Genomic DNA, 18322 nt, shown 5'->3' on the forward strand with positions numbered 1-18322 from the left:
CGGCACCCCGGCCTACTGCACCGAGCTCGGCCTGGAAGACCTCGCCAAGGCTATTGCCGCGGCCGAGAAAGACAAGGCGACGATCACGCGTGACCGTCTCATCGAGTACTTCGGCTCTTTCGAGAAGATGCCGCCTCTGGACGAAACTGTCGCGATCAACCGCGCAGCACATAATTAGCGTCTGCCAAAAACAGGGCCAACATCAGGGGACGTCTATACACGAAGGCCGTAATCATCACAGGAGCGGCCGGCGGACAAGGCAAGTTTGAGGCTAACCTCTTCGCCTTTAGGGCGCGAAGGTCGTCGCCACAGACCTCACGCGCTGTTAGAGAGACGGTCGCAGAGATCAAATGAAGCGGCTGGATCCAAGGCAGTCGTCGGGCTCAAGCACAACATCGTCACGGAGAGCGACTGCGTCGACTGCGTTCCAAAGGCCGCTGAGGCGTCCGGCAAGGTGGACACCCTGATCAACACCGGCCAAACACGGGATGTGTGGGACATCGACCCCGACGAGACGATCCGCATCCTCAACGTCAACATCCTCGGCACACCGCTCGGAGGCTGCGATGCCGAGATGAAGAAGAACGGCACGGGTTGGATCGTCAAGATCTTGTCTGCAGCCGGTCTCGTGGGAAATGTCAGCGGTGGCCCAGCGGCATTTTCGTCTACCAAGGATGCTCGTCCAGCGCGATCACGAAGAAGATCGCGCTGGACGTTGCCAAGGCCGACGTCCGCCTGAATACGGTCCGATCGCGCCTCATACGCACCCCCATTATAGAAGCCATGTCGAGGGAAACCGCCGACGCGGTCCTCTCGAAGATCCCGATCTTCGGCGCCGATCCGATCGTCATCACCTACCGCGTGCTCTTCCTCGCCGAGCCGCGGGTTCGTGACCGGAACCGACACCGACATCATCATCGACGGCGGCCACGCCGCCCAGTAAAGGAGACACCATGATCCGACACATCGTTTTATTCCGCGTCATCGAAGGCACACCGGCCGCGCGCGTGCAGGAGGCCATCGATCGACTTGAAGCACTTGTCGGTGTCATCCCCGGCCTGCGCTCTCTAAAGGCAGGCATCGACATAGGTATCGAAGGAAACTTCGACTTCGGCCTCGTCGCCGAGCTCGATGACCGCGCCGCCCTGGAAGTGTTCTCGGACGACCCCACCCACATGGAGGTGGCCATGTTCATCCTCGAGTTCCGCAAAAACACCGACATCGCCATCCTCGACCTCGAGATTTAACAACGCGGGGCCCCCGAACTAGCGGTTCGGGGCCCCGCTTGTGGCGATGGCAGACAAGGCGGGTTTCGGATCCCAGCAGAACTGTGACAGAACTTCGCCCGCAACTGCCGAAAACTCGATCGTCGTCGTCAGCGAGGCCAACGCGACGGTGAGTCCCCACAGCGTCACGGAAGCAGCCGAAGCTGCCGCAGAAGCAGCCGAAGTGCTCGCCTGAAGTGCCGCTGGACGTAATTCGCAGAGCTGCGCAGCGGTCGAGGGGGATCTTTGTGCTCAACCCCGCGCGGGCCCGAGCGCTCGACACGGAACTCCTGGTGCTGGTGCGATGTGATGTTCGTTAACGAAGGCGCGTTCGAGGTCATCTTCGGCCAGCGCGTCCCAGAGAACCCGGCTCTGCTTGGGGGGCCATGGCCGGACGAAAGGCGCCGACCTTCCTCGTCGTAACTCTCGGAGGTCGAAGCGCCCTGATCTGGCTCAGCGGAGAGTCGACCCAGATCCCGGCGCCATCGGTGAATGTGGTGGACACCACTGGCGCCGGCGACACTTTCGTGGGAGTCCTCGGTAACGCCCTGACCAAGGGCGAGTCCCTCCTCATGCCGCGAACAGGGCGGTCTGCCAGGCGTCCCTCTCGACGCAGTCCCTCGGTGCAACCTCTGGCATGCCCACGACCGTCGTCGTCCGCGAACTCCAGGGAGAACCCGCCCCTGTCTACGACCAGTGAGAACCAGCGCTCAGGCTGTTACGCCGTTTCCGGGAAGGTACACCTTGCCAGCTAGCATCTGGGCTGGGGCAACTCGTCGATATCGTGGTCCTTGCTGCCCTCTCGGTGGACCTTTCTCTTCCCCCCATTTAGATTCCGTCAAGCCATGGCGACATCCGGATATGGGATAACGACGACCCCGGCACGGAAACGCTCATTCCAACCTTGCTTGCCGGGTGTACGAGGAGACGGTCTCTCTGCTAATCGTGTATCACGAGCAAGGAGGGCTTTCGGTACACCGAAGCGACGGCCCGCTACGGGGTGAGAGTCTTTTTCGCCGCCTTGTTCGCTCTTGTTCGCCTCTCGGGGATCCGGCACGGCACCACCGTCCCCGGCCCGGCCGCGGCATGGATCCCGGACATCCTGGGCCGGGACTTCACTGCTTCGGCCCCGAACCAGCGCTACATCGGGGACATGACCTACCTGCTGATCAAGGGCTCCAAGCCGTGGTACCTAGCCACCGTCATCGACCTGTACGCCTGAACGCCTGAACGCCTGAACGCCTCCAGCGCGTCCCGCCGTACCGGCCCACGCTCGCGGACCCGTATCGGAAGCACCTGCCCAGCCGCCGGGCGACCGAGCCCAGGGCCGGTTCAACAGCTCCTCCGCGAGACCCCTGAGCTGGGCTACCAGGGCAGCGGGAACCAGCTGACCCCGTACCTGAACCAGGGCCGCACCAGGATGAGCGTCCCGGACCTCTTACCCCGCCTTGCCTCCCCGCCTCCCTCTGAGCAGACCGGACAGGCTCACCGTCGGACAGCAAGAGCGTCTCGACCAGCTCGCCGCCTCCTGCCCGGCGATCACCGCAGGGCTCAGCCTGGTCCAGGCGTTCGCCGCTCTTTTGGAGCCCAACGAGGCCAATCCCACCACCGCATCCTCCTCGCCTGAACGACGTTGGGCTCCACCACCGAAAGCGTGCCAGGGTAGCAAACTTTACTGACCCTCGCGGTTGGCCAATACGTTCTCCGGTCCACTGGGGACGATCGGGAGAATGATTCGCGAGGGACGTTTGCGGTCGTGGTAGAGCCGCTGCTGTGCGACGCGGATGGAAGTGCCCTCAGTCACGGGTTCCCCGGTGTTGAGGTTGCGGTCCCAGCGGGGGAAATTGCTGGAAGTCACCTGCACGCGCAGGCAGTGGCCCGCCTTTATAACGATGGAGGTCGACCACAGGTCGACATCGACCTCGTCGACACGCTCCGATTCGGTATGCACACGTGTTATCCCGTCGGTGATATTGCGCGATATGCCAGCCGCGTCGACCTCGCACAGCCGTACTACCCAGTCGGTGGAGGGACCGTCCGTGGAGGCGAAGATGGTTGCGCGCACGCGTCCGGTGATCTCGAGGTCAGCCTCAAGCGGATCGGTGGTGAAAACCAGAACGTCGTCACGGGCCTCCACGACGCGCTGGTCGAATGGGCCTGCGGGGAAGTCGGAGGCCATTTGGATGCTTCCACCTCGGGTGATGACGGGGTCAGCCGGGTCGTAGTTGAAGCCCGACCCGGCCTCGTCAAGCTCGGGCACTAACCATGTCAGAGTCTTGTCCTCGTTGAGATACAGCGCCGTGTCTTTGGCCCGTGCGAGCGGCCAGTCCTCTTCGGACCTCCACTGGTTCGTACCCATAACGAAGATCAGGACACCGGGTTCGTGTGCGTGGGTGGCGGGCATGTCCTTTAGCCAGTGGTCGTACCACTCTCGCTCGATATCAGTGACCGTCTGTCCGCCCGGGGTCTGGGCGGAAAGGCCGAAGTTGATTTCACCGACCTGGCCTCCATTCCAAGGCGATGAGAGGCTGCCATGGTGCCAGGGCCCGATTACCAGGCGAGCGGTACGGCCGCGTGCCCGCAGGCCGACGTAGTTGTCGATGTCTCCTTGCAGAAAGAGGTCGTACCAGCCCGCGAACCCCAAGGTAGGAACGTCTATATCGTCGTACTTGCTTGAGACGCGTGTGTCCTCCATGGTTGCGGGATCCGCCAAGGCTCGGGTGACCCCGAGGTCCGGCTGACCTGTCGCCGCCAGCGCCGCAGGGGCACCTGCCGGTAGCTGCCAATACGTGCGGGTGGCGAGAGCGTCAAGGTCGGTGAACGTCGTCCCCAACTGCCTCATCATTGCGTCGGCCTCGAGCCCGGCCTTCGGGATCTGGCCCAAGGCGGTAAACAGTCCCCAGAAAAGGTTGTTTCCGAACTCGATAGCCCCGCCTCGGAACAGTAAGCCGTTGTCCGGGTCGGCGAAAGTTGTGGCAGGGACGATGGTCACCAGATGTGGGGGACGGGCAATCGCGGCGCTCCACTGGGTGCTGCCGAGATAGCTGGGGCCAAACATGCCCACCCTGCCGTTGCTGCCCGGTAGAGAAGCCGCCCATTCAACGGTGTCGTAGCCATCCTCGCGTTCGTGTTGCAAGGGATGCCACTCGCCGTCGGAAGTGAAGCGACCCCTGGAGTCCTGCGTGACCACGATGTAGCCAGCTCGCACCAGCGTCCTGACGTCGAGCTGGCCGGTCTCCATCAAATTCTTGTCGTAAGGGTGGCGGGCAAGAAGAACAGGGAAAGGACCTTCCCCCTCAGGGCGGAAAACGTTTGCTCGCAAAATGGTGCCGTCGCGCATCGTGGCGGGAACGTCAAGTTGAAGGGTGATTTCATGCATGTGCTTGTCCTTCTGAAGTCGACCGCATCCACTACGATCCCGTTTCGGGGTCGTGGGCGGCTAGTTTATGAATGGGCGAAGCGATACCGCGACATCTTCGTTGGCAATGACGGCCCGCTGTAGTACTAGGAGTGGGTTTCCTCAGCGAGAGATGAATCCGCCGTCGATGACTAGTTCTGCTCCGGTGATGAACTTTGCCTCGTCCGAGGCAAGGTAGAGCATGCCGTACGCGATGTCGGAGGCCTCCCCGGCGTGGGGCGGCAAAGGAACAGTTCCGGGGTTGGCCAGCGTTTCCCTGGTGAACCCGTAACCACGGGTTAGGCCGGTGTCGATCGGACCGGGATGCACCGAGTTTACCCGGATGCTGTCCTTTGCGAACCACTGGGCAGCGTGCTTTGTCAGGGACCGGACCGCACCCTTCGAGGCGGAATATGCCGCGCCGCCGCCGTCCCCGGCGCCACCACCGATAATCCCGGCGATCGACGAGACGTTCACGATGGAACCGTGGCCGGCGGCCTGCATGGTGGGGATTACACTCTTCATCCCGAGCCAGGGTCCGGTGGCGTTGATGGCCATGACCTTGTTCCAGTCCTCCAGCCCGGCGTCGAGAATACCCTTTGGCAGGGCAATGCCAGCATTGTTGATCAGGATGTCGATCGTGCCCCACTCCGCCAGGACGTCATCAACCACACGATTCCAGTCCTCAACGGAAGAGACGTCGTGAGTGCGGGCGATTGCCTCGCCACCATCAGCCGAAACTTCATCGACCGCCTGCTGCAGTGCCTCCGCGGAGATGTCCGTAGCCAGTACCCGGGCCCCTTCGGCCACGAAGAGCTTGAGGGCGGAGAGCCCCAGTCCGCTGGCTGCACCCGTGATGATGGCTACCTTGCCGGCCAATCGTGACATATTCATCTTCCTTCTCTGATAGGGGATTCTTCAGCAAAGCTGCCGTTGTCGCGGCAGGTCAGGCTTCTCCTGAGCGTTTCCGTGACCGGGTGTAGGCGTCGAGGGATACGGCGGCGAGTACGATCACGCCGAGGGCGACCTCTTGTGTTGCTTGCGGGAATGCGAGGATGTCGAAGACGTTGTTGATGGTTCCGAAGATCAGGATGCCGACGAGGGTTCGCCACATGGCGCCTTCTCCTCCGAGCAGTGAAGTTCCGCCGATGATAACGATCGCGATGGAGTTGAGTGTGACTCCGACGGCTACGCCTGGCTGTCCGACGCCGATGACCGACCCCAGGACGATTCCCGCGAGTGCGGCGAGCATGGCGGTCAGCACGTAGGTACTTGCCCGGAGTGAGGTTACGGGAAGTCCGGCCAGCCGTGCGGCTTCGTTGTTGCCGCCGATTGCGTAGATTCCCCGGCCGTAGACGGTTTTGGAAAGTGTGAACCATCCTGCTGCGACGAGGACCGCTAGAAGCCAGACGGAGAGCGGGGCTCCGAGGAAGTCTTCATCGGAAAGGAAGTCGTAGCCGCCCGTTGCCATGGAAACCGGTTTGGAGTTTGTGTACAGCAAGGTCAGGCCGCTGAACAAAGAGGCGGTGGCGAGAGTTGCGATAAACGCATTCACTTTCGCTTTGGTGATGAGGAGGGCGTTGATCAGGCCGAGGAGGAATCCGATCGCCAGCGTGATGAGTATGGCCGGTCCCGCAGGCATCATGTGGGACAGCGTTGCGTAAGATACTCCGCCGATAGCCAGGACGGCGGCCACCGAAAGGTCAAAGCCTCCTGCGATGATGATGAACGTCATCCCTACCGCGATAATGCCGACGGGCGCGTTCTGGGTCAGGATGTTGACCAGGTTTCCCGGGTTGAGGAACCGGGGATTGAGGATGACCGCTGTGATGACGAGGATGATGAGCACCCAGACCATCCCGAGGCTTGCTGCTCTCTCTCGCAGGTTGAGGCTTTTGCCTGCTGTCACAGCAGGAATAACGGTTCCTTCCGGGGTGGTGTCCCGGTCGATGGTGGCGCTCATGCGTGCTCCTTCAATCCAAACGCTGCTTGCAGTACGTCTTCCATGGCGATCTGCTGATCGCCGGTCCGCTCAAGGAGCCCCATGCTGTGGCCCTTGGCAATTACGAGCACCCGGTCGGACACCGCCAGCACTTCTTCAAGCTCGGACGAGACCATGATCACGGCAACGCCTTCGGCCGCCATCAGGCGTAACGTTTCCAGGAGTTCGCCCTTGGCGCCGACGTCGATGCCGCGTGTTGGCTCGTCGGCGAGGAGTACGCGGGGTCGGTCGTACAACCACCGTGCCATCAGCAACTTCTGCTGATTGCCGCCGGAGAACCTGTCGCTGCGTTCACCTAATCGGGCTACGGGGAAGTTCAGCCTGGAGGCTGCGTCTGCGACCATGGCACGGAGTTTTCTTCGCCCGATCACGCCGCCGGTTGATGCGGAACCAAGGTTGGAGAGGGCGATGTTGTCCGCGGCGCTGCGGAGCAGGACGAGCCCTTCTCCTTTGCGGTCCTCGGGGATCAAACCGATTCCGAGTTTGCGCGCGGCCCGCACAGTCCGCGGCCAAGCGGACCCGGCGCCCGCCAAGCGGATGGTTCCCCGCGCGGTGGGTTCCGCGCCAGCGATCGCCCGCAGCAATGTAGAGCGGCCAGAACCCACCAGACCGGCGATGCCAAGTATTTCCCCGGGCTTCACTTCCAGGTCGATATTTTCAATGGCTCCCGGAACGGTGAGCCCGACCACCTCAAGAATCGGGGCAACGGCCGGTTCGACGGGTCTCGAGTGTATTTCCACGGGCTTGTCCAGGAGCACGCGGCTAAGCGTCTGGTCACCCCGCTGGTCACCGAGCATTGCGCGCACGAGTTCGGCCCGGGTTTTCTCCCCGCTCCTGCTCGTGGTGATGGCCCGGCCGTTCCTGAAGACCGTTATCCAGTCGGCGAGCCGTTCGATCTCGTCGAAGTTGTGGCTAACGATCACGATGGTGACACCGCGCTTGCGTAACCCTTCGATCGCCTTGTAGAGCGCCTCCCGTTCTTCGACGGCGAGCGAGGCGCTCGGCTCATCAAAGAGGATGACGCGCGGATCGATGACCAGGGACCGCATGATCTCGAGCAGCTGCTGCTCTGCGACCGAGAGGGTGCCTACGGGAACGCCCGCAGGTATGACCCTGACGTCCAGCTCAGTACACAGCTGGACGTAGCGGCGACGCATTTCGCGGCTGGAGAGAACTCCTAACCGGGACAGGACGGACCCAAGAAATACATTCGCTGCTGCATCCAGATGCGGGATGATCGTCAGTTCCTGATAGATGGCTGAGACGCCGCTCCGGCGTGCAGCGCGAAGATTTCCCGGTTCAAGCGGTTCACCGAAGACTTCGACAACACCCCCGTCAAAGTCGACGCGACCGGCGATCGCACCCAGGGCCGTGGACTTTCCCGCTCCGTTCTCGCCGATCAGTGCATGTACTGTTCCTTCGTGGATCTCAACGTCCACGTCGATCAATGCGCGGGTGGCACCGTAGGTCTTCGATACCGCTTTAAGCGCGACGGCGACAGCCGGGTCCGATTGCGAAGGCTCCATTGCCGGTTCTACTTTCTGTACTGGGCCGGGGCGGCGTTCGAGGGAACGTCGCCCCGGCCCAAGGCGGGGTGAACAGCGGCTAGCGCAGCTCGGCGGGCAGTTCTGAGATCGTTTCCTTTGTCACCACAAAAGGATTCTTTGCAGTGCCAATGACCGAGTCATCCACAAAACGGGGGCCGGCATCCCCTCGCTGCGCGGCCGCGATGGACTCGAGGTTTGCCTTCATCTGGTTGTAAGGAAAGAGCATCGTGGAGAGCTGGACGTTGCCGGCTTCTAATTGTTCGATCTGGAACTTGCCGAAACCGACGTCCGCAACATGGATCTTTTCGGAAAGACCGGCGTCCTTTCCAGCCTGGATGACGCCTTGGGTGAGGTCGGGCGCGGACGCAGACAGGATGAGGGTAGTGTCAGGATGGCCCTGCAGGTACGTTTGGGTCTTGTTGTACGCGTCAGTCGTCGTCCAGTCGGTGTAGATCGTGTCAATCGAATAGTCGGTGTTGTCCTGCGCAAGCTTTGCCATTGCGGCTTCTGTAACGCGCGTCTGAGTGTTGACCGCCGGGCCAAGAACGGCCACCACCTTCTGCTTACCCGGGTTAGCCTTTGCTGCGGCCGCCAACCAGCCGTCCACGTAGTCGCGGGTGGTGTTGCTGCCCACGAAGTTCAAGGTGCCCGGGACCCAGACCTCGTCAACTGACTTACCGCTCTTATCTGTGCCGTCGTCGCAGAGGGGCGATCCTGAAATCGACGTGAGGATATTAGCCTTTGCGAAATCCTCGGTGAGGAGCTTGCAGGACATCACGCCGTCGAGGGCCATAACTACCGCGGCGTCGAAGGTTCCGGACGTCATCGCTGTCTGCATTTGGTTGAGCTGCTTGTTCGGGTCATATCCTGCGTCAAATAGGGTCAGGTCCATACCAAGTTCCTTCGCAGTTTCCTTCGCCGCCCGCTCCTGCTCCAACCCGAACTCATTGGCGACTCCCGGGATAAAAACAGCGACCTTGAGGCCCTGGCCGGTCTTCAGGTTCACTTTCGTGTCGTTGCCGACATCAATTGCGACCGTGCCGGCTGGACCCTGATTGCCCGGGTCGCCGCTGCTGTTTCCCGCGCAACCGGCCAAGGCGAGCAGTACCGCTGTGGATCCCGCGGCCAGCATGGCCCGCGACTTTGGTGTACGCATAATTCTCCTAATTGCTTGTTCCGGCGCCGTAGGCGGCCGGGATATATGTGATGTGCCGCGGGCTTCTTTGCTTCGCGATCGTGGCCTGGTCCGCGACTCTGCTTAGGGGAGTGGCAGCTATCCGGGGCTAGCGCAGTTCGGGGGGAAGTTCGGAGATTGTGTCCTTCGTGATGGTGAAAGGACTCTTCGCCGTGCCAATGACCGAGTCATCCACAAAGCGAGGGCCGGCATCCCCGCGTTGAGCCGCCGCGATGGTCTCGAGAGATACCTTTATCCCGTTGTATGGGAAGAACAGGGTTGAGAACTGGATGTTCCCCGCCTCGATCTGTTCGATCGAAAACCCGCCGAAACCCTGGTCTACGATGTGGATCTTGCCGAGAAGGCCTGCGTCGTCTACGGCTTCGACGATGCCTCGAGAGATGTCCGGCGTGTACATGGACAGGATGAGGGTGGTGTCCGGATGGCCCTGGAGGTAAGTCTGGGTCTCGTTGAACGTGCCTGTCGTGGTGTAGTCGGTGTAGAGCTTGTCGACCGTATAGTCAGGGTTGTCCTTCGCGAATTTTGCGAGGGCAACTTCAATGACTCGCGTTTGGGCGGCGACAGCGGGACCAAGGACAGCAACAACCTTCTGCTTGCCGGGGTTCGCCTCGGCCGCGGCGGCAAACCAGCCATCGATGTAGGCGCGGGTGTTGTTGCTGCCGACGAAGTTCATGGTGCCGGGCGCCCATACCTCTTCAACCGATGCTCCCGTCTGATTAATGCCGTACTCGCACAACGGCGTGACGTTGTTCACCACCAGGATGTTGGCCTTGGGGTAATCCTCGGTGATGGTCTTGCACACGACCGTGCCGTCGAGCGCCTGCACCACGGCGGCGTCGTAGTCCCCGGATGCCAGCGCGGTCTGCATCTGGTTGAGCTGTTGGCTCGGGTCGTAACTCCCGTCGAACAAGGTCATTTCCATGCCAAGCTCCTTCGCTGTCTCCTTCGCGGCGAGCTCCTGCGCCTGTCCGTAGGCATTAGCCACGCCCGGGATGAATACGGCGACCTTGAGGTTGGGGCTGGTCTTCAGATTGACCTTCATATTGTTGCCGACATCGATAGCGACCGTGCCAGCGGAGGTTTGACTGCTCGCGCTTTCAGCGCAACCAGCCAGAGCCAGCAGCACCGCCGTGGATCCAGCAGCCAACATAATTCGCGACTTCGTTGTTCGCATTTTTGCTCCTCGCGTTTCTTTCGCATGCTGTGAAGCCTGCGTCCCCTGGCCTCCCATGTATTCGGCCGGCGCCGCTGACGACCGGAATATGGGGTGGCTCGCCGCCAGCTTCTTTGCTTGGCGATCTTGATGGGTGCTATGCCGACGGTACTTGTGTCTCAGCTCACTCGTCAAGAGAAAACTTACGCAATTTGTGAGTGGCTATCGTGATGCGAACAAGTAGATCGATTCAATCCGGAAAACTACAACCCGACGAGGCACTGTCGCCGCTGATGCTCCCTACGGTGCACTCACGCGCGTTGTGTGACGGGGGAACTCACCTCCGGACTCCGGTGGTCTCCCATTTATAGGTCATCCAGACCTCGAAACCGTCTGCTCTGCTGATCAGCCGACGCTGGTTCACGCCGTCGGCTGCAAGCCAAAGGATCCCGTCGTCGCCCGTGACAGCGTCAACAATCCCTGTGCGGACAAATTGGCCATATTGTCTTATTTGCACTGTTTCCCCGACGAGGGGAAGCCAGTCATCTTGCTTGTGGTAGGTCATTTGGGTGTCCGTTAAACGTGTCTTTCGGCCGCGGCTGCCCCCGCCCAAGAGATAAGCGGATGCAGGCCGAGCCCTGAATGTCGATGGCCCACGCGGCCGCGAGGCCGGTGAGCAACGCGCGTTTTTGAAATGCGCGAACTGCTCACCGGCCCCCGGGCAACAGAGCTCGCCTCCCGGAGGAACGCCCCAGGGTCAGCTTTAGGTCCTTCTAGTGGCTGGCAACATGTACCTTCGTGGGATCAGTCTCCGTGTCGACTGCATGCAGATCGGTAATGCGCTTCGGCGCCAGCACCGCCCAGACGATCACGAAGACAGCGATAATCACGGCCGATGCGATGTAGATACCGGCAAAGGTTGCCTCCGGAATGAATCCGTCGGCACCGGGGACCAGCACGTTCAAGATAATTGCGACGGCGATCATCGCTCCGACGAACTGGATGATGTTTTGCATGCCAACGGTCACCGCCATGTTGTCCTGGCGGCCAGCGGCTGCAACGAGGGTGTATCCCGTAGTCAGGCAGCTGAGGATCGTGAGCGCGTACAGGAACACCCACAACCAGGACAGCCAGACGTGGCCGTGGGCCAGGGCGAGTCCGAGGAAGACGAGGACCGCAGCAGATCCGGAAACAACCAGGACGGTCTTCGGTCCCAGGCGCCGAAGGCCCCATCGGGTCCACAGGTATCCCAATGCCGCCCCGGGAATCATCGCGAGGAGTACGTATGAGGAGTCCAGGGCAGAGAGGCCGTGGCCGTACCCGGACGAAGCCGGGGTCTGCAGCCATGCCGGCAGCACGATGAAGATGCCCTGGCCAACCAGGCTGATCAGGAGGATTCCGGAGTAGCCAATGAGAGTCTGCCGGATATCCATGTTGCGGAATGACACCAGGGGTTCCTGGGTGCGTCGCTGCTGAACGATCCAAGCAGCCAGTGTCACGGCACTGACGAGGAATGCTCCGAGCACCAGCGGTGAGGTCCAGCCCTGGCCGGGCCCTTCAGCAATGCCAACGAGGAGCGCCGTGACCCACACGCCGAGCCCAAGCGCGCCAAACCAGTCCAACTGGACCACAGCACGGGCGGCGGCAGGTGTCTCAGGTGACTTCAGAGCCAGGATCAGCATCACGCCGTACAAAGCAAAGGTCACCCAGAAGACGGTCTCCCACGGCAAACCCAGTCCAACGATGAGTCCGCCGGCAATAAGTGCGAGCGGCACAAGGACTGCCATCACTGTCGATAGCACCAGCGAGACCAGCCGGATTTGTCGGGCGGTAGCACGTGGACGCAGAAGTCCCCAGCTCAGTGGAATCGTGACCGCGAGCCCCATGAGGAACCGGCCCGCGACCAGAGGCCAGAAACCGTTGGCGGTTGCACCGAGGGCGCATCCCACCAGTGCCAAGACGATCAGCGCGATGAGAACCTTGCGATGCCCGAAAATATCACCCATCCGGGCGGTCAGGCTGACGGAAATCACGCTGCCCATCATCAGCGCGTTAAGGACCCACCCGATTTCCGAGCCCGTCAGGCCTGATTCAGTCGCGATCACCCCGATGAGCGGGGCGAGGATTCCGTACTGGATGTCAAGCGTTATGCCGCTCAGCAGGAGTAGGGCAATGATCGGTGTGCTTCGGCCGGTGCGGGGCTCGACCGCTATTGTTTGTGTCATCTTTGACCACCTTTTGTTTATATCCAGCAGCTGCTGGGATCGTTCCTGACGCGAAGAGCAGCGCATAAGACTGGATCATTGGTTCGATCTGCCGACGACGTCGACGCCATGCGTTGTGCTCTGCGGAAGAATCCGGCTTCTTTGCCGGGCCAGTGCAGGCTTCAACGTTAAGTTGGAGGGACCCCGGCCCGGCATGGCAATGAACGCCGTCCGCATGGGAAAGTACGCCAAGGTACGCTTGCGTTTGTCAGGACAATGCGGGCAGGCTTAGGCCCCGGATGTGACGTTGGTTTTGTAGTGGGAAGCTTCCCGGTAGGCCGTGGGCGGCATGCCCTTCCACCGTTTAAAGGCGATGGTGAAGCTCGCAGGCTCTGTATAGCCAAGCCTGCGGGATATGCGCGCTACCGAAAGGTCCGTATTCGAGAGCAAATCGGCGGCAAGGTCGCTCAGGGTCTTGTCCCGGAGCTGGGCGAAGTCGTCCCCGGTGAGTTCAAGCTTGCGCTGCAGGGTGCGAGGAGAAACCCGAAGTGTTGCGGCCACGTTTGCCAGTTTGCGGTTAAGCTCAGGGGCCGCCTTTATGGTCTTTGCGACAGTGTCGGCCCAGTCTCCGGTCGCCCTGAGAGTGTCGACGATCTGGGTATCCGCCTTAATCCACGCCGCGTGCTGAAAGGCGTTACCGAAAGGAAGCTCCTGTACTGACGTTGCTGGGTCCCACCATAGCCGCAGCGTTTCCGCGCCACAGTCGATCACGCAGGAAACGTTAGCCGCAAGTTCGGGGGAGGCTTCCGCGAGAGGGAATTCAATCTGGGTGAAAGGGAAAGGGCTGCCATAGAGCCAGGTGAAATTCCGGGCAATGAAACAAAGGTCGCGGTAAACGCTGAACGGGATCAGCTCTTCCGGGGCATCGGGGTAGGTGAACTCCATCCCGGTTACTGCGCCATCCGGTGTCCTCAGTGATGCCAGTTCGAACAGCGCAGGGCCATAGTCAGTGGTACTCGCAACGTCTACCCATGCCTCGATGGTCGGCGCAGTAGCAAGGGCCAATCCTCTCACCCCGAAGGCGCCCAGTGAGTAAGCGCGCGCTGCGCGCACCCAGAGATCCACGCGATCTTCTGTTAGACCAACGAACTGAAGCTGGAAGGCCAATTCCTTCCTCGCAGGAATAGTCCCTCCCGGACGGTTCACCGCATCGGGGTCAATTTCCGCACGCGCGAGCGCGCTCTGCCAATCCAGGTCCGCATCCTCAAGCAGTCCACGCAGTATGTGCACGCTGAAATTTGGTACCCGAAGGTTCTGGTATGTTCCCCCTTTCACCGTCGCCACCTTCTGCCCCAGGCATAACGGGGCGACTTAGCAAGTCCAGGACGGGATGGGGGAAGCATCTCTCTCCTCTTCTTTGTGGAGGGACGGGCTCCTGCTCGAAAGCGCATCGGCAAATCCGAGTATCAGAAGGCTCGTGAAGTCACGTCAGTAGCTTTGCACCTTCGGGGGCTTACAACACGCCAAAGAGCGCGTTTGGCGCGGTTTCCCATCTACTTGGCGTCGCTGGTCCTGCCGGTCCAACGCTGCGGGCTCCTAACGTTGAAGCTAAGCAAGGCCTCGCAAGGGAGCCGAAACAAAGCAACGAAGGAGAGGAAACGAGATGACGCGCGAAGAAGCCTTCACACTCTGCCCTTCAGACTCCTATGTGGAGCTCTACGGAAACCAGTGGCTCATCGTTCCGTTTGCACCGGTCGCACAGCCTCAGTTCTTTGTCTGTACACCAGGCCAACGCAATGCCCAAGCACGGTAAGTAACCCTGCGTTCCTGCCCGGAGCCGCAGGGCCTATGGGGATCTTTCATCTTGTGGTTGAGTGAAGCATGGCTGCCCAGATTGAGGATTATGCACTGCTTTCGGATCTCCACACCGGACCCCTTGTTTCCCGGCAGGGCAGTGTGGACTGGCTCTGCTTCCCGCGTTTCGACTCGCCCTCTGTCTTTGCCTCCCTGCTCGGGCACGAAGACCATGGCCGGTGGCTGCTAGCCCCGAGTCCGCCGGAGGCCGCTGTCGTGGACCGTCACTATATGGACTCGACCTTCGTACTCCAAACAACGTGGCAGACCAATTCCGGAAAAGTCTTGGTGACGGACTTCATGCCTGTGGGTGACGCCCAGCCATCACTCGTCCGGCGGGTAACCGGACTCAGCGGGACAGTTCAAATGCGCCAAGAGATAAGGATTCGGCCCCAGTACGCCACCGTACTGCCTTGGGTGAGCAGGATCCGCGACAGCGCGGACCCCGGCGCGGAAATACTTCTCGCCATGTCCGGTCCGGACGCTCTGTCATTGCGGGGCACCCCCCTTCCGCAAGCAGAAGACCACCGGCATGCGGGGGAGTTCACGGTCCAGCAGGGACTGAACGTGGACTTCCACCTAACATGGTTCCCTTCCTACCGCGACGTGCCGCCGGCCATCAATATTGACGCAGCCCTGGACGACGCCATCCACTACTGGACCACGTGGGCGGGCAATTGCCGCTACGACGGGCCCTATCAGAGTGTGGTCAAGCGTTCACTTCTGGTTTTACGGGCTCTAACCCACTACGAGACGGGCGGCATTGTCGCCGCTCCTACCACTTCCTTGCCTGAGGAGTTTGGCGGACCGCGCAACTGGGACTATCGCTACTGTTGGCTGCGCGATGCATCCTTGACACTCGAAGCCATGTTAACGCACGGCTACGAATCCGAAGCCCTGAAGTGGCGCAACTGGCTCCTGCGGGCGCTCGCGGGCGATCCGGAGGAACTGCAAATAATGTACGGCGTAGGGGGCGAACGCGACCTGACGGAAAAGGAACTCCCGCACCTACCTGGCTATCAGGACGCCAGACCCGTTCGAATCGGCAACGCAGCCGTCTTCCAGCATCAGGCCGATGTTGTGGGGGAGGTGATGGTGGTACTGGAGAGGCTTCGCCTTGCCGGAGGCCAGGAGGACCATTTCTCCTGGGCCCTGCAGCGCGCCCTGCTTGGATCAGTGGACAAACACTTCGAAGAGAAAGACTTGGGGCTGTGGGAGATGCGGGGCGCTCCGCAGTACTTCACGCACTCCCGCGTCATGATGTGGGCAGCCTATGACAGCGGAGTACGGGCTGTCCGGGACCATGGACTGCCTGGACCGCTGGGGCACTGGGAGCGGCATCGGGATCGACTGGCGGCAGAAATAGCGGACCTCGGATTCAACCGCAACCTTAATTCCTTTACCCAGACATACGGGGGCGAGGAGACGGACGCGGCCCTGCTGGTCTTGCCGCAGGTCGGATTCCTCGGCTACGACGATGAGCGGATGCTGGGAACAGTCGCCCAGTTGGAGAAGGACCTACTTACCGCAGGGGGCCTGTTGATGCGCTACCGCACCGAGACCGGCGTCGACGGATTGGCGCCGGGGGAACATCCATTCCTTGCCTGCTCCTTCTGGCTTGTGGAACAGTACGCACGCTCGGGCCGACGGGCGGACGCCAAGCACCTGATGGGCGCCCTCGTGGGACTTTCCAATGACCTCGGCCTGCTCAGTGAAGAATACGCCATGAACGAAAAACGGATGGCGGGAAACTTTCCACAAGCCTTCTCCCACCTAGCCCTGATACGAGCCGCAGACGCCATGCGCAGCGCGGGCGTCTAAGCCTTGGACCTTGCGCTGTTCTTGTATCGGGACGCTTCCCTGTAGGCCGTCGGCGGCATCCCATTCCACCGTTTGAAGGCGATGGTGAAGCTCGTTGGGTCCGTGTAACCCAGAGTGCGTGATATCCGTGCGACAGAATGATCCGTTTTTGAGAGCAGATCGCCGGCGAGGTCACGCAGGGCTTTGTCCCGGAGCTGGGCGAAGTCGTCTCCAGTGAGTTCGAGCTTGCGTTGCAGGGTACGGGGCGAGACCCGCAGTGTTGCGGCCACATTTGCCAGTTTGCGGTTGAGCTCTGGCGCAGCTTTTATGGTCTTCATAACAGTGTCGGGCCAGTCGCCGGTTGCCCTTAGATTGTCAAGAATCTGGTGATCCGCTTTGAGCCATGCTTCGTGTTGAAAGGCGTTACCGAAGGGGAGCTCCTGTACCGACGTTTCCGGAGCCCACCAGAGCCGCAGTGCCTCCGATCCGCAGTCGATGACGCACGGGACGAAGGGAAAAATCTCAGGGGAGGCTTCTGGCAGAGGGAAATCGATCCGGGTGAAGGGGAAAGGGCCGCCGTACATCCATGTGAAAGTTCGGGCAACAACGCAGAAATCGCGGTAGACGCTGAACGGGATGAGCTCTGTAGGGGTATCGGGATAGGTGTACTCCATACCGGTCACAGTGCCATCCAACGTCCGGAGAGGCGTAATTTCCATCAGGCCGGGGGCATAGTCTGTTGAGCTGCCGGCTTCTACCCAGGCGCCAATGGTCGGCGCGGTAGCGAGGGCCAATCCGCGTATGCCGAAGGATCCTAGTGTGTAAGCCTGTGCGGCCTTCACCCAGAGGTCGACACGATCTTTTGTGAGAGCCACGAACTGCAGTTGGAAGGCCAACTCCTTCTTCGCAGGAATGGTGCCACCCGGGCGGTCGATCGCGTCGGGGTCGATTTCCGCGTTTGTGAGCGCTGTTTGCCAGTCGAGGTCCGCGTCCTTCAACACCGCGCATAGTCCGTGAACGCTGAAGTTGGGTAGTCGCAGATTCTGATAAGAGCTTAGTTTCACTGCTGCCTCCTTTCACCGTTGAGGAAGAGCCGCTTCAGCATTTCAGGGCCTCCGTGCGACGAGATCAGCGGCCCAGCATGTGAAGCACGTCACCAGCTTTGCATCCCACGCCATGTATTCACAAGTTGCTCGGGCATGACGCAGTTTCCCATCTGTTTGGCATGTCTTGCCATGCCGCTTACCTCACTTGCGCACCTAACGTTGAAGCCCTGAGCAAGGGCCGGCAGTGAAGCCGGCGCACTGATATCAAAGGAGATCCGGTGAGCTTATCCATCACCCAAAGCCTTGAACCGGCAATAACTGCCGACGAATTCAAGGCGGCATTCCGCAACCATCCCGGCGGTGTCGCTGTCATCACAGCTGATGCGGGCAACGGACCGGTCGGCCTGACTGCAACGTCTGTGATTTCGGCCAGTGCCGAACCTGCGATTCTCGCATTCTCAGTGTCTGAATTTTCATCCAGCACTCCGACTATCCTCGGCGCAGATACCGTCATCGTCCATTTACTGGGCGCTGACCAAGTGGACATCGCCAAACTCTGCGCCACCAGCGGGATTGACCGCTTTGCTGACACCTCTCTCTGGTCGCGACTGGAGACCGGCGAGCCCTACTTTGTGCGGGCCCAGGCCTGGATCCGGGGCAGGATCATCAACTCGATGGCCGCCGGCGGGTCGTCCATCGTGGCCGTCGAGGCGCTCCAGGCTTCACCGGCGCTGTCAGCAGACGCGGCGCCTGCAGACCCGCTGGTCTACCACAACCGGCGCTGGCACGCCCTTGGGAATGCATCCCAGATCTGAACCGTGACCCTGCCGGTCATAACAAATCCAAACCGTTTCACATC

General features: G+C 61.0%; 15 protein-coding genes and 2 pseudogenes. 8 read left to right on the forward strand and 9 right to left on the reverse strand.

What is annotated here, in order from left to right:
- The first annotated feature begins 265 nt into the window (after positions 1 to 265).
- The 5 genes and pseudogenes from Q9R31_RS04945 to Q9R31_RS04960 all read left to right on the forward strand — a co-directional run.
- The gene (locus tag Q9R31_RS04945) at positions 266 to 739 is read left to right on the forward strand and encodes an SDR family NAD(P)-dependent oxidoreductase (protein WP_311261648.1); all 474 of its coding nucleotides are present in this window, start codon (positions 266 to 268) and stop codon (positions 737 to 739) included.
- 214 nt (positions 740 to 953) lie between these two features.
- Entirely contained in the window at positions 954 to 1247 is a 294-nt protein-coding gene (locus Q9R31_RS04950) for a Dabb family protein (RefSeq protein ID WP_311261649.1), read from the forward strand.
- A gap of 46 nt (positions 1248 to 1293) precedes the next feature.
- Complete coding sequence (locus tag Q9R31_RS04955) at positions 1294 to 1461, forward strand: hypothetical protein (protein WP_157238396.1); 168 nt, start codon at positions 1294 to 1296, stop codon at positions 1459 to 1461.
- 190 nt (positions 1462 to 1651) lie between these two features.
- Positions 1652 to 2020 (forward strand): PfkB family carbohydrate kinase, encoded by a 369-nt coding sequence (locus tag Q9R31_RS20120; protein ID WP_157238395.1) that lies wholly within the window; start codon positions 1652 to 1654, stop codon positions 2018 to 2020.
- A gap of 305 nt (positions 2021 to 2325) precedes the next feature.
- Positions 2326 to 2478: pseudogene (locus Q9R31_RS04960) on the forward strand (IS3 family transposase); the annotation flags it as partial.
- A 459-nt stretch (positions 2479 to 2937) separates the two neighbouring features.
- Here the strand turns inward: Q9R31_RS04960 and Q9R31_RS04965 are convergent.
- The 8 genes from Q9R31_RS04965 to Q9R31_RS05000 all read right to left on the reverse strand — a co-directional run bounded on the left by Q9R31_RS04965 (position 2938) and on the right by Q9R31_RS05000 (position 14098).
- Positions 2938 to 4644, reverse strand: coding sequence for a CocE/NonD family hydrolase (locus tag Q9R31_RS04965; RefSeq protein ID WP_311261650.1), 1707 nt, complete (start codon positions 4642 to 4644; stop codon positions 2938 to 2940).
- Positions 4645 to 4785: 141 nt separating this feature from the next.
- Positions 4786 to 5550 (reverse strand): glucose 1-dehydrogenase, encoded by a 765-nt coding sequence (locus Q9R31_RS04970; protein WP_311261651.1) that lies wholly within the window; start codon positions 5548 to 5550, stop codon positions 4786 to 4788.
- 58 nt (positions 5551 to 5608) lie between these two features.
- Positions 5609 to 6625, reverse strand: coding sequence for an ABC transporter permease (locus Q9R31_RS04975; protein ID WP_157238392.1), 1017 nt, complete (start codon positions 6623 to 6625; stop codon positions 5609 to 5611).
- Positions 6622 to 8190, reverse strand: a complete 1569-nt coding sequence (locus Q9R31_RS04980) for a sugar ABC transporter ATP-binding protein (protein ID WP_311261652.1) — start codon at positions 8188 to 8190, stop codon at positions 6622 to 6624. Before Q9R31_RS04980 ends, Q9R31_RS04975 begins: the two co-directional genes overlap by 4 nt.
- A 79-nt stretch (positions 8191 to 8269) precedes the next feature.
- Positions 8270 to 9367 (reverse strand): sugar ABC transporter substrate-binding protein, encoded by a 1098-nt coding sequence (locus Q9R31_RS04985; RefSeq protein WP_311261653.1) that lies wholly within the window; start codon positions 9365 to 9367, stop codon positions 8270 to 8272.
- A 127-nt stretch (positions 9368 to 9494) separates the two neighbouring features.
- Positions 9495 to 10580 carry a sugar ABC transporter substrate-binding protein gene (locus Q9R31_RS04990; RefSeq protein ID WP_311261654.1) on the reverse strand — a complete coding sequence of 362 codons (1086 nt, stop codon included), beginning with the start codon at positions 10578 to 10580 and terminating at the stop codon, positions 9495 to 9497.
- A 752-nt stretch (positions 10581 to 11332) separates the two neighbouring features.
- Positions 11333 to 12784 carry an MFS transporter gene (locus tag Q9R31_RS04995; RefSeq protein WP_311261655.1) on the reverse strand — a complete coding sequence of 484 codons (1452 nt, stop codon included), beginning with the start codon at positions 12782 to 12784 and terminating at the stop codon, positions 11333 to 11335.
- A gap of 267 nt (positions 12785 to 13051) precedes the next feature.
- Positions 13052 to 14098: a helix-turn-helix domain-containing protein gene (locus Q9R31_RS05000; RefSeq protein ID WP_311261656.1), complete on the reverse strand. Its 1047-nt coding sequence runs from the start codon at positions 14096 to 14098 to the stop codon at positions 13052 to 13054.
- 546 nt (positions 14099 to 14644) lie between these two features.
- Between Q9R31_RS05000 and Q9R31_RS05005 the strand changes: the two are divergent.
- Both Q9R31_RS05005 and Q9R31_RS05010 read left to right on the forward strand, forming a co-directional pair.
- Positions 14645 to 14965: pseudogene (locus Q9R31_RS05005) on the forward strand (trehalase-like domain-containing protein); the annotation flags it as partial.
- A 69-nt stretch (positions 14966 to 15034) separates the two neighbouring features.
- Positions 15035 to 16438 (forward strand): glycoside hydrolase family 15 protein, encoded by a 1404-nt coding sequence (locus tag Q9R31_RS05010; protein ID WP_311262187.1) that lies wholly within the window; start codon positions 15035 to 15037, stop codon positions 16436 to 16438.
- On the opposite strand, the gene Q9R31_RS05015 is transcribed toward Q9R31_RS05010, so the two are convergent.
- Positions 16435 to 17481 (reverse strand): helix-turn-helix domain-containing protein, encoded by a 1047-nt coding sequence (locus Q9R31_RS05015; RefSeq protein WP_311261657.1) that lies wholly within the window; start codon positions 17479 to 17481, stop codon positions 16435 to 16437. The genes Q9R31_RS05010 and Q9R31_RS05015 overlap by 4 nt on opposite strands.
- Positions 17482 to 17741: 260 nt before the next feature.
- On the opposite strand from Q9R31_RS05015, the gene Q9R31_RS05020 reads away from it, so the two are divergent.
- Positions 17742 to 18278, forward strand: a complete 537-nt coding sequence (locus Q9R31_RS05020; protein WP_311261658.1) for a flavin reductase family protein — start codon at positions 17742 to 17744, stop codon at positions 18276 to 18278.
- Positions 18279 to 18322: the final 44 nt, after the last annotated feature.

This window comes from Pseudarthrobacter sp. BRE9 (assembly GCF_031844305.1).
Classification (GTDB): domain Bacteria; phylum Actinomycetota; class Actinomycetes; order Actinomycetales; family Micrococcaceae; genus Arthrobacter.